Source organism: Psychrobacillus faecigallinarum, from assembly GCF_014836595.1.
Lineage (GTDB): Bacteria > Bacillota > Bacilli > Bacillales_A > Planococcaceae > Psychrobacillus > Psychrobacillus faecigallinarum.
Genome location: NZ_JACSQO010000011.1, coordinates 103,360 through 115,378, shown reverse-complemented (window position 1 = coordinate 115,378; position 12,019 = coordinate 103,360). Strand labels below are relative to the sequence as shown.

Below are 12,019 nucleotides of genomic sequence, written 5' to 3'. Positions count from 1 at the left end.
CGGCATCCTTTTGTGACAGCTAGTTTTGTTTATGAGGGAATCTCTAAGTTAGTGTAAAAAAAACGATTTAAAGCTAACACCTATATGCTGCGTAATTATTAGAAAAATATTGAAGGGACCAATTAGATATTATTTATTACAAATTTAGAATCATTATGGGCTGAACAGCGATGTCTGTTCGGTTTTTTGTTATAATGGGTTAATGTTAATAAACAATTATATGTAGGTGAAAAAATGGATTATAAAGAATGGCGACATATATTTAAGCTAGACCCTGCCAAAGAAATTGCTGCTGATGCGTTGGAGAAGGTTTGTGAGTCGGGAACCGATGCTATTATTATCGGGGGCTCTGATGGGGTGACCTTAGATAATGTGATAGATCTTTTAATGAGAATTCGGAGATACGCAGTCCCTGTGGCATTGGAAGTTTCTACAATTGACAGCATTACACCTGGGTTTGACTTTTATTTTATTCCTAGTGTTCTAAATAGCACTGACACCAAATGGGTGAAGGATCTGCATCATAAGGCAACAAAGGAATTTGGTGAGGTTATGAATTGGGAAGAAATAATCCCAGAAGGTTATTGTATTTTAAATCCTGATTGTAAGGCTGCAGAGCTGACACATGCAGAGCCAGTCAATTCAATCGATGATATAATTGCCTATGCACAAATGGTGGAGCATATGTTTAAATTCCCTGTTTTCTACATGGAATACAGTGGAATGTACGGAGAAGTACAGACCGTGGCAAAGGTAAAATCAGGCTTGAAACAGACTCAGCTTTTTTATGGTGGGGGCATTAAAACAGAGGCACAGGCTCGTGAAATGGCAGCCCATGCAGATACCATTATTGTTGGAAACCAAGTATATGATAATTTAAACGAAGCATTAAAAACTGTGAATGCTGTTAAATGATAATTGAGTAAATGCATAGCCAACGGTATAATATAAAGAACAAATGTTCTTGTAGAGGAAGTGTAGTATGGAACTTATAGCAAAAAACCTATTAAACGGGATGAATAAAGAGCAAGAAGAGGCAGTCAAAGCAACCGAGGGTCCATTACTAATCATGGCCGGGGCAGGATCAGGTAAGACAAGAGTACTCACCCATCGTATTGCTTACTTGATAGTAGAAAAGGAAGTATACCCTTCTAAAATTTTGGCCATAACGTTTACAAACAAAGCGGCACGGGAAATGCGTGAACGTATAAATACTATTTTAGGAGAGGGCACTGGAGAGAGAATGTGGGTTTCCACTTTCCACTCAATGTGTGTGCGAATTCTAAGAAGAGATATTGATCGAATTGGTTACTCAAAAAGTTTCTCTATTTTAGATACTTCCGATCAGCTAACGGTTATTAAAGGTATTTTAAAAGAGCTAAATATTGATACTAAGCAATACGATCCTCGTTCTATGCTGAATGCGATAAGCAGCGCCAAAAATATATGTATCGATTCGGATACTTATAAATCACAAATGAATGAGTCTAATCCTTTTGAAAAGACGGTTGCCAAGGTTTACGAGGGTTATGAAAAACGCCTGAGAAAAAACCAATCCTTAGACTTTGATGATTTAATCATGACTACTCTAACGTTATTTAAGCGAGTACCAGATGTTTTGGAATTTTATCAAAATAAATTTCAGTATATCCATGTAGATGAATATCAAGATACGAACAAAGCGCAATACGAGCTGGTTCAAATGCTTGCTAAGAAATTTAAAAATATTTGTGTTGTGGGCGACTCGGATCAGTCCATCTATCGCTGGCGTGGAGCGGATATTCAAAATATCCTTTCCTTTGAAAAGGATTATCCGAATGCAAAAGTGATTATGCTGGAGCAAAATTATCGTTCCTCCCAACGAATCTTGAAGGCTGCAAATGACGTCATTGGTAATAACCAAAGTCGTTACCCTAAAGTGTTACGCACAGAAAATCTTGAGGGCGAAAAAATTGAACTATTCCGCGCCAATGATGAACAACAGGAAGCCCAGTATGTAGTACAAAAAGTTCAAGAGCTGATTGAAACCGAAAATAGAACGTTAAACGATTTTGCCATCTTATATCGCACTAACGCACAATCACGTGTTATGGAGGAAGTGCTTGTAAAATCGAATATGGCCTATACAATAGTTGGCGGTACTAAGTTCTATGATCGAAAAGAGATTAAAGACTTATTAGCCTATCTTCGCTTGATCGCCAATAATGACGATGACTTGTCACTTGCACGAATCATTAATGAGCCGAAGAGAAATATAGGAGCTACTTCCTTTGATCGTATTGCGAGATACGCTATTGAACAGGATCGCTCTATTTTAGATGCGTTAAACGAAGTAGATTTTATGGGATTACCAGCTAGAGCTGTAAACTCGGTCGTTAAGTTCCATGGACTTATTCAAAACCTGACACAAATGCAGGAGTTCCTATCAGTAACTGAAATCGTGGAGCAGGTGTTAGAGAAAACTGGTTATAAAACTATGCTTAAAAACGAGAAAACGATTGAAGCAGAAAGTCGATTAGAGAATATCGAAGAGTTTTTATCTGTTACGAAAGCATTCGAAGAAAATAGTGACGATAAGTCACTTGTTGCATTCTTAACAGATTTAGCGTTAGTTTCAGATATCGACAAACTGGACGAAGATGAGGACATGTCACAGGGGAATATTATCCTAATGACGATGCATGCTGCTAAAGGTTTGGAGTTCCCGGTAGTATTCATCATTGGAATGGAAGAGAATATTTTCCCTCATGCTCGCTCAATCGGAGACGATGATGAGATGGAGGAAGAGCGTCGTTTAGCTTATGTTGGAATTACCCGAGCAGAGGAAAGACTTTATATCACTTGTGCACAATCTCGTACAATATTTGGGCGAGGTAGCTTTAACAGCCCTTCTCGCTTTATCTCGGAAATATCGGATGAGATTATTGAGGTTGTTGGATGGTCTCGAGATATCCGTAAAAACAAAAGCAGAGATACGAAGGTGATTGCACCAGTACCAAGAGCTGCTGTTTCAAGACCAGCATACCAGTCCACTGGTGGTGAGCGTTTAGGCTGGCAGGTTGGCGATAAGGCTTCTCATAAAAAATGGGGAGAAGGTATGGTAGTAAGCGTTCGTGGCGAAGGTGAGAATACAGAGTTAGATATCGCTTTCCCTAGTCCAACTGGTATAAAACGACTACTGGCTAAATTTGCACCAATCGAAAAAGTATAATTTTCTTAGCGGAGGAAAGTTCATGGATAAATTAGAAAGAGTGAAAGAGCTGCACAAAATATTGCATGAATATGGATATGCTTATTATGTGTTAGATAAGCCCACCGTTCCTGATGCAGTTTACGATCAATACTTACATGAGTTAATCGCTTTAGAGGAGGAAAACCCTGATTTAATCTTCCCAGATTCTCCTACTCAACGAGTAGGCTCAACGGTAAGTGAAGGGTTTAAGAAAGTTACCCATGCTAATCCAATGCTAAGTCTGTCCAACGCATTCAATGAAGAGGATATTAGAGACTTTGACAAGCGTATTCGAAATATTATTGATGAGACCCCTGTCTATGTATGCGAACTGAAAATAGACGGGTTGGCTGTTTCGCTTCTATATGAGGATGGCCGACTAGTGCGTGGTGCAACTCGTGGAGATGGAACTACAGGTGAGGATATTACAAGCAATATTAAAACCATTCGTGCCGTCCCTTTGCGACTAAAGGAAAATGTAACCCTAGAGGCTAGGGGAGAGGCGTATATGCCTAAGTCATCCTTCCTTAAGCTAAATGAACAACGAGCTGAGAGAGGCGAGGAACTATTTGCCAATCCGAGAAATGCTGCAGCTGGTTCTTTGCGACAGCTAGACCCTAAAATGGCCGCAAGTAGGAATCTTTCAATGTTCGTCTATGGAATGGGTGGAGATGGGGAAGAGTTTAATATCGATACCCACTCAGAAGCCTTGAAATTTATGAAAGATGTAGGCTTACCTACTAATAACGAAACTCGAGAATGTCGCTCGATAGAAGAGGTTATGGCATTTATAGAGGAATGGACGACAAAAAGAAATGATATTCCTTATGAAATAGATGGAATAGTTATTAAGGTGAACAATTATTCTCAGCAGGAGGAGCTTGGCTTTACAGCAAAGAGTCCCCGCTTTGCCATAGCCTATAAATTTCCGGCAGAGGAAGTAGTGACAACTATTATTGGTATCGACCTAACAGTAGGACGAACCGGTGTTGTGACCCCGACCGCATTATTAGAACCTGCTCAGGTAGCGGGTACTACCGTACAAAGAGCTTCTTTACACAACGAGGATTTAATCCGTGAAAAGGATATTCGTATTGGAGACCGCGTTATTATACGAAAAGCTGGTGACATTATTCCAGAGGTCGTAGAAGTCATCCTACAAGAAAGAAAAGAAGACTTACCTCCTTATGAAATGCCGACTCATTGTCCTGTCTGTGAAAGTGAGTTAATACGGATAGAGGAAGAGGTTGCACTAAGATGTGTCAATCCGCAATGTCCAGCTCAAATTCGTGAGGGAATTTACCATTTTGCCTCTCGTAATGCGATGAATATTGAAGGGCTAGGTGGGAAGGTCGTAGAACAGCTGTACAGAGAGAAACTTGTCCAAGACATCTCCGATTTATATAAGCTGACTGTAGATGATTTAGTTAAGCTAGAGCGAATGGGATTGAAATCTGCTACGAATTTGGTAGAAGCGATAAGTGCTTCCAAATCTAGTTCTATGGAAAGAGTGTTATTTGGTTTAGGGATCCGTCATATTGGTGAAAAGGCTGCCAAAATTCTATCAGAGAAATTCCACAACTTCGATGCGCTCATGCAGGCATCTAGAGAAGAAATAACTGCTATACACGAAATTGGGGAAAAGATGGCTGATTCTCTAGTAACTTATTTTGAGCAGGAAGAGGTTCAGCAACTAATTGGTCGCTTAAAAGAATCTGGCCTTGGTATGAAGTACACAGGTAAAATTATTGATGCTTCTACAATGGAAAACAGTCCTTTTGCAGGCAAAACAGTAGTTTTAACAGGTAAACTAACACAGTTGACACGCCCCGATGCAAAGGAAAAAATTGAATCATTAGGTGGCAATGTAGCTGGAAGTGTCAGTAAAAAAACGGATTTAGTCATTGCAGGTGAAGATGCCGGATCTAAGCTTGAAAAAGCTATTAGCCTAGGTATTGAAGTATGGGATGAGCAAAAGCTGCTCAATAATTTAGAGGAATAAAAGGAGTTCTAAGCATGGCAAAAAAATATTTAGGTATGTCTATATTGATTTTATTGCTAATCGTAACTGGATGTACTCCTAATCAAAAAGATAAAACGGAAGTTATACAAAATACGGAGGAAGAAGAAGGTGAGACTGTTATTATTCCAAGTCTCCAGCTAGATGAAACATATTATCGCACTCTTTTTCCATATAAGGAGAGCGCTAGCAGGGGCTTGGTTGTCTCCAATCTTTATACGAAATATGATATGAAAGAAGTCGAATTAGGCCTCTTTAGAATTTCTCAAACAGAGTTTTCTCCAGACAAGTATTTATTCCAAGAGGGACAATATTTAGATAAAAAAACAATATCCTCCTGGCTGGCAAGAAGCAGTCAAACAAAGGAAGGTTTAAATCCAAGTGATGAGGGGCTTACTGGAGAAGAGAAAGCATTAAAGGCTCCCGTTTATGTGACTCATATTGTGGAGCAAAACTATCTAGAAGTAGTTGATAAAAAGGCAAGGTTGGCTGGAGTCTCAGTAGGAGTTTCGTTAAACTCTATCTACTACTATCAAAAAGAACAATATGGAGCAACGTTTGAACAACCTCTAACACAGGAACAGATTAAGAAAAACGGTGAAAGAATTGCAGCTGAAATTGTCAATCGTATGAGACAAATAGAAGGATTAGAGGAAGTACCTATTGTTGTAGGGTTATTTGAACAAAATAGCCGCAATGCTATAGTACCAGGCTCCTACTTCCAGTATAGTGTAGCATCAAAGGGAGCTAATTTATCAGATTGGAAGCCGGTTGATGAAGAGTATATTATGTTCCCATCCACTGATGCCGAAAAAAAATATCGTGAATTAAACACAATATTTAGCAACTTTAAGCAAGATGTAGGAATATACTTCTCTAACTATACTAGCGTTATCGGTAGAGGCTACTTTAGAGATCAACAGCTTCAAAAGCTTACGATTGAAATACCTATACAATTTTACGGCACTGCCGAGGTAATAGGCTTTACCCAGCAACTCGCTGTATTGTTGAAAAACCATTTCCCTGCCGAGATGAGTGTAGAAATTCAAGTGACCTCTCTAGATGGAGCAGAGGCATTATTAGTAAAAGAAGCTGGAGAAGAAGACGCATTTGTTCATATTTATAACCAGTAAGGAAACCAATCGTACTCTGTTCAACTAGTGTGAAAAATGATATGATAGTTGTTATGGTTATTGAATTCGGAGGTGTAAAAATTGGCGAATATTTCAAAAGAAGAAGTAAAGCATGTTGCACATTTAGCTAGACTTGCAATTACAGAAGAAGAGGCAGAAATGTTTGCAGATCAACTAGCTGCAATTACAAAATTTGCGGACGAGCTTAATGAGTTAGACACTACTGATGTCGCTCCAACTACTCATGTATTACCATTAGTGAATGTTCTTCGTGATGACAAATCTGTACCTGGTTTAGATCGTGAAAAAATGATGAAAAACGTAAAAGAACAAGAAGCAGGACAAGTTAAAGTACCAACTATTATAGAATAAGAAAAAGTAAGGAGGGCATCTGATGACATTATTCAAACATTCAGCAGCAGAGCTTCAAGATCTTATCAAAAAGAAAGAAGTATCTATTCAAGAGCTAACTGCTGAATCCTATAAAAGAATTGATAAAGTAGACGGAGAAGTTCAAGCTTTTCTAGCGTTAAATGAAGAGCAAGCTACTGCTCAAGCAAAAGAAATGGATCAAGTTCCTTTCGAGGAAAGAGGCCCCCTTTTCGGATTGCCAATCGGAGTTAAGGACAATATTGTAACTGAAGGCATTGAAACAACATGTGCCAGCAAAATTTTAGAAGGCTTTAACCCTATTTATGATGCAACTGTTGTACATAAATTGCGTGATGCAGGTCTAATTACTATTGGTAAGCTAAATATGGATGAATTCGCTATGGGTTCTTCTAATGAAAACTCTGCCTATAAAAACACACGTAACCCATGGAACTTAAATCATGTACCTGGTGGTTCGTCAGGCGGCTCTGCTGCAGCAGTTGCAGCTGGTGAGGTTCCTTTTTCATTAGGTTCTGATACTGGTGGTTCTATTCGTCAGCCTGCTTCTTTCTGTGGAGTAGTTGGGATGAAGCCTACATATGGTCGCGTTTCACGTTTTGGATTAGTAGCATTTGCTTCTTCTCTAGACCAAATTGGACCTGTTACTCGTAATGTAGCGGACAATGCCTTCTTACTAGAGGCTATTTCAGGCTTAGATGCAAACGATTCTACTTCTGCAAATGTAGACGTACCAAGCTTTACTAAATCATTAACAGGTGATATTAAAGGACTCCGTATTGCTGTACCTAAAGAGTATTTAGGACAAGGTGTTGGAGAAGCTTCCAAACAGTCTGTACTTGACGCACTAAAGGTTTTAGAATCTCTTGGAGCAACATGGGAAGAAGTATCCTTACCACACTCTAAATACGCACTAGCAGCTTATTACTTATTATCATCATCTGAAGCCTCATCTAACTTGGCTCGCTTCGATGGCATTCGTTATGGCTTCCGTGCAGACAATGTAGAAAACTTGATGGAGCTATATAAAGAAACGCGTGCACAAGGCTTTGGTGACGAGGTTAAACGAAGAATTATGCTTGGAACATACTCGCTAAGTGCTGGTTCTTATGATGCTTATTATAGAAAAGCACAGCAAGTACGTACATTGATCAAGCAAGATTTTGACAATGTGTTTGAAAAATATGATGTAATCATCGGGCCTACTACACCAACGCCAGCTTTCAAAATTGGTGAAAATGTAAAAGATCCATTAACGATGTATGCAAACGATATTTTAACAATTCCAGTTAACCTTGCAGGTGTACCGGGAATCTCTATCCCATGTGGATTTGCAGAAGGTCTTCCACTTGGTTTACAAATTATCGGTAAATACTTCGATGAAGCAACAATTTATCGTGTGGCACATGCTTATGAGCAAGCAACAAGCTTCCATAAACAAACTCCGCAAATATGGGAGGGAGCAAAATAATGAATTTTGAAACGATTATTGGACTAGAGATTCATGTAGAGTTAAAAACTGATTCTAAAATGTTCTCACCAGCACCAGCTCACTTTGGAGCAGAACCAAATACAAACACACATGTAATTGATCTTGGTTATCCAGGGGTATTACCTGTAGTAAATAAAACAGCAGTAGAGTGGGGAATGAGAGCCGCTCTTGCGCTTAATATGGACATTGCACCTATTACGAAGTTCGACCGTAAAAACTATTTCTATCCTGATAATCCGAAGGCTTACCAAATTTCTCAATTTGACAAGCCGATCGGTGAAAATGGTTGGGTAGAGATTGAAGTAGGCGGCGAAAAGAAACGTATCGGTATCACTCGTCTTCACCTAGAAGAGGATGCTGGTAAGCTTACACATACAAGCAATGGATACTCTCTTGTAGACTTTAACCGACAAGGTACTCCTTTGATTGAAATCGTATCAGAGCCAGATATTCGTACGCCGGAAGAAGCTTATGCTTATCTAGAAAAGATTAAATCCATCATTCAATACACTGGAGTTTCTGACTGTAAAATGGAAGAAGGATCACTTCGTTGTGATGCGAACATTTCCTTACGTCCATATGGTCAAGAAAAATTCGGTACGAAAACAGAGCTTAAAAACTTAAACTCCTTTAACTTTGTACGTCGTGGTCTTGAGCATGAACAAGTTCGACAAGCTGAGGTTCTTTTATCAGGTGGAGTTATTCCACAAGAAACTCGCCGTTATGACGAATCAACTGGTAAAACAATTTTAATGCGTGTCAAAGAAGGCGCGGATGATTACCGTTACTTCCCAGAGCCAGATTTAGTACAAATTGTCATCGATGATGCTTGGAGAGAAAGAGTTCGCTCTGAAATTCCTGAGCTTCCAGATGCTCGTAAAGCACGTTACATTGAAGATTTAGGCTTACCTGCATATGATGCAATGGTACTTACTTTAACAAAAGAAATGTCTGATTTCTTCGAGGAAACTATTGCCCTAGGAGCAGATGCAAAGCTAGCTTCTAACTGGTTAATGGGTGAGGTATCTGCGTACTTAAACGCCGACCAAAAAGAATTGAAGGATATCAAGCTTACTCCTTCTAATCTTGCTGGCATGATTAAGCTAATCTCAGATGGAACAATTTCATCTAAAATTGCGAAGAAAGTATTTAAAGAGCTTGCGGATAATGGCGGCGACGCTGCTGAAGTAGTAAAAGCTAAAGGCTTAGTACAAATTTCAGACGAAGGCGCTCTTCGTGAAATTGTTACAGCTACATTAGATGCTAACCCACAATCCATTGAAGACTTTAAAAACGGGAAAGACCGTGCAATTGGTTTCTTAGTAGGGCAAATTATGAAAGCAACAAAAGGCCAAGCTAATCCGCCTCTTGTTAATAAAATCCTAAATGAAGAAATTGTGAAAAGATAATAAAAGAAGATGACTCCTTAAAGGGGTCATCTTTTTTGTTTATAGTATAAGTAATTATAGATATAATTTGTTATAAAAACGCCAATAATATATGGTTGATTTCCGCTTTAGACGGACGCTTTCCGCGGGGGGAGCGCTAAGCCATCCCCGCCGCATGCGTGTCGTATGGGATGTCTTATCTGTCTCCCTGCTCCCGCAGGAGTCGCCGTCTGCCGCTACAATCAGCGGTTATATATAAAAATGGGGAAGTCGTATAGACAACACTCACCCAACTACATAAAGCTTGAACAATTAAATAGTTGATTTCCGCTTTAGACGGACGCTTTCCGCGGGGGGAGCGCTAAGCCATCCCCGTCGCTTGCGCGTCGTATGGGATGTCTTATCTGTCTCCCTGCTCCCGCAGGAGTCGCCGTCTGCCGCTACAATCAGCGGTTATGTATAAATGGGAAGTCGTATAGACAACACTCACTCAACTACATAAAGCTTGAACAATTAAATAGTAGATTTCCGCTTTAGACGGACGCTTTCCGCGGGGGGAGCGCTAAGCCATCTCCGTCGCATGCGCGTCGTTGGGATGTCTTATCTATCTCCCTGCTCCCGCAGGAGCCGCCGTCTGCCGCTACAATCAGGGGTTATGTATAAATGGGAAGTCGTATAGGACAAAACTATTTAACTACATAAAGCTTGAACAATTAAATAGTAGATTTCCGCTTTAAACGGACGCTTTCCGCGGGGGGAGCGTTAAGCCATCCCCGTCGCATGCGCGTCGTATGGGATGTCTTATCTGTCTCCCTGCTCCCGCAGGAGTCGCCGACTGCCGCTACAATCAAAAGTTGAGTATTATTTATAAGCTTATTTTTGTCTTTATTAATAAAGCAAACGTTACTTCAACAAGAATTCCCCAATGTTTTCACACTAATGCTTATTTCTATTTTGACACCACAAAAAGTTGAGAACTCATAACTTCTTTTCCATTTTCTGAGACATAAACTCGCACTTCTTTGCCATTTATAATTCTTAAGGGGTTTTTCATGGAAACATATAGTTCTCCTTGCTCATTAGGTTGAAATAAAGTTCCCCCAACCATTGTTCCAAATCGTAACTCTACATTTTCTTTAGGTCCAAAAACAACTCCTTCGCTATTATCTCCTTCAAGTGAAATTTCATAGTTTGCAGTTGGTTTTAATCCCTTTGCTAATACAATTACATCAATAATTCCGTCTTCAATAGAACTGTCATCGATTATTTGCTCAAAGGCAATAGTTACTCTACCTGATCCATCTTCCAAAGGTATATCTTCTGCCATATAAGCTCTGACTTCTGTAACACTTTCTTCATTTGAGCAACCGGTTAACACTAGTCCAAAACCTAATAAAATGATAATAATACTACGCATTAGTATCCTCCTATATTGATTAGTATTTTTATTCCTATTGTCCATAGAATTCTATCTTTTATATTTTAACTTAAATATCTATTTACGATATATATAGGAAAAGCCATTTTTCAAATTCCTTAAAGATAGAGGAGAACTAATTTACATTTAATTTACTAACAAATGGTGCTATGATGAGAGATAATTAGGAGGGATAGGGTGATGAGGATGGAGCTTTGTTTTATTGGTGGTGGACATGTTTTAAATGGTGAACTTAATGATGTTTTGGAAGAATTGGAGTGTAAAATTAATCCTAATGCAAAAGTTTTGATTATACCATTTGCAACAGACGAATCTAGATATGATAGCTGGATGGAAAGCATGAGACAGGCTTTTGCTCGCATTCCTAACGTGACACTTGGTTTATTGCATGAAGAGTTATCAAAAGAAAAAATGGTGGCGATGATTCAAGCTTACGACGTTCTTTATTTTATAGGAGGACAACCAGAGAGATTGCTTCAGGTTATCTTGGATAAAGAGCTGACTGGAACTATTAGTAGCTTTCCAGGATTGATGATTGGCTATAGCGCAGGTGCATTAGCTTTTTGTACTGACTGCATACTGACAAAGGATGAAGACTACCCTGACACAATAGTATTACAAGGATTAGGGTTAGTGGATTTTAGTGTAGAAGTCCATTATCGTCCAGAATCAGATAATGAGCTATTGACTCTATCTAAAGGGAGAACCATCTATGCTCTTCCAGATGGTAGTGCTATCTTTTATAAGGATGGAAACATAGACACAAGAGTAAATAATATCATTACCTTTGAGAATTCGAATAAAAGCATTGTTTAAGAGAAACTGTCTTCTGGGGCAGTTTTTTTGTGTGAAGAAAAAAGTGCTGGTTAGGTCGCATATCAGTAAAGCGAAACGATTATTTGCCCTAAACCGACAGATTCCAAAAT

9 protein-coding genes are annotated in these 12,019 nt (G+C 39.2%); 8 read left to right on the top strand and 1 reads right to left on the bottom strand.

Going from position 1 to position 12,019, the window contains the following annotated elements; genetic code table 11:
• Positions 1 to 234: 234 nt before the first annotated feature.
• From H9650_RS17690 to gatB, 7 genes are all read left to right on the top strand, one after another.
• On the top strand, positions 235 to 915 hold the full coding sequence (locus H9650_RS17690) for a heptaprenylglyceryl phosphate synthase (protein WP_154309960.1): 681 nt from the start codon (positions 235 to 237) through the stop codon (positions 913 to 915).
• A gap of 67 nt (positions 916 to 982) precedes the next feature.
• Positions 983 to 3,211, top strand: coding sequence for a DNA helicase PcrA (gene pcrA, locus H9650_RS17685; protein ID WP_191697799.1), 2,229 nt, complete (start codon positions 983 to 985; stop codon positions 3,209 to 3,211).
• A gap of 22 nt (positions 3,212 to 3,233) precedes the next feature.
• Positions 3,234 to 5,234, top strand: coding sequence for an NAD-dependent DNA ligase LigA (gene ligA, locus H9650_RS17680; protein WP_191697798.1), 2,001 nt, complete (start codon positions 3,234 to 3,236; stop codon positions 5,232 to 5,234).
• Positions 5,235 to 5,248: 14 nt separating this feature from the next.
• The gene (locus tag H9650_RS17675) at positions 5,249 to 6,385 is read left to right on the top strand and encodes a CamS family sex pheromone protein (protein ID WP_154309963.1); all 1,137 of its coding nucleotides are present in this window, start codon (positions 5,249 to 5,251) and stop codon (positions 6,383 to 6,385) included.
• An 81-nt stretch (positions 6,386 to 6,466) separates the two neighbouring features.
• Positions 6,467 to 6,757, top strand: coding sequence for an Asp-tRNA(Asn)/Glu-tRNA(Gln) amidotransferase subunit GatC (gatC, locus tag H9650_RS17670; RefSeq protein WP_154309964.1), 291 nt, complete (start codon positions 6,467 to 6,469; stop codon positions 6,755 to 6,757).
• Positions 6,758 to 6,779: 22 nt separating this feature from the next.
• Complete coding sequence (gene gatA / locus H9650_RS17665) at positions 6,780 to 8,246, top strand: Asp-tRNA(Asn)/Glu-tRNA(Gln) amidotransferase subunit GatA (RefSeq protein WP_154309965.1); 1,467 nt, start codon at positions 6,780 to 6,782, stop codon at positions 8,244 to 8,246.
• A complete protein-coding gene (gene gatB, locus H9650_RS17660; RefSeq protein ID WP_144541632.1) occupies positions 8,246 to 9,676 on the top strand; it encodes an Asp-tRNA(Asn)/Glu-tRNA(Gln) amidotransferase subunit GatB in 1,431 nt (476 codons plus the stop codon). Before gatA ends, gatB begins: the two co-directional genes overlap by 1 nt.
• 928 nt (positions 9,677 to 10,604) lie before the next feature.
• Here the strand turns inward: gatB and H9650_RS17655 are convergent.
• Positions 10,605 to 11,072 carry a hypothetical protein gene (locus H9650_RS17655; RefSeq protein WP_191697796.1) on the bottom strand — a complete coding sequence of 156 codons (468 nt, stop codon included), beginning with the start codon at positions 11,070 to 11,072 and terminating at the stop codon, positions 10,605 to 10,607.
• 201 nt (positions 11,073 to 11,273) lie between these two features.
• Between H9650_RS17655 and H9650_RS17650 the strand changes: the two genes are divergently transcribed.
• Positions 11,274 to 11,909 (top strand): Type 1 glutamine amidotransferase-like domain-containing protein, encoded by a 636-nt coding sequence (locus H9650_RS17650; RefSeq protein ID WP_191697795.1) that lies wholly within the window; start codon positions 11,274 to 11,276, stop codon positions 11,907 to 11,909.
• The last annotated feature ends 110 nt before the right edge of the window (positions 11,910 to 12,019 follow it).

Excerpts from the sequence above, each read along its gene's own strand:
- H9650_RS17690 (WP_154309960.1), top strand. The coding sequence starts at position 235 with ATGGATTATAAAGAATGGCGACATATATTTAAGCTAGACCCTGCCAAA.
- pcrA (WP_191697799.1), top strand. The coding sequence starts at position 983 with ATGGAACTTATAGCAAAAAACCTATTAAACGGGATGAATAAAGAGCAA.
- ligA (WP_191697798.1), top strand. The coding sequence starts at position 3,234 with ATGGATAAATTAGAAAGAGTGAAAGAGCTGCACAAAATATTGCATGAA.
- H9650_RS17675 (WP_154309963.1), top strand. The coding sequence starts at position 5,249 with ATGGCAAAAAAATATTTAGGTATGTCTATATTGATTTTATTGCTAATC.
- gatA (WP_154309965.1), top strand. The coding sequence starts at position 6,780 with ATGACATTATTCAAACATTCAGCAGCAGAGCTTCAAGATCTTATCAAA.
- gatB (WP_144541632.1), top strand. The coding sequence starts at position 8,246 with ATGAATTTTGAAACGATTATTGGACTAGAGATTCATGTAGAGTTAAAA.
- H9650_RS17655 (WP_191697796.1), bottom strand. The coding sequence starts at position 11,072 with ATGCGTAGTATTATTATCATTTTATTAGGTTTTGGACTAGTGTTAACC.
- H9650_RS17650 (WP_191697795.1), top strand. The coding sequence starts at position 11,274 with ATGAGGATGGAGCTTTGTTTTATTGGTGGTGGACATGTTTTAAATGGT.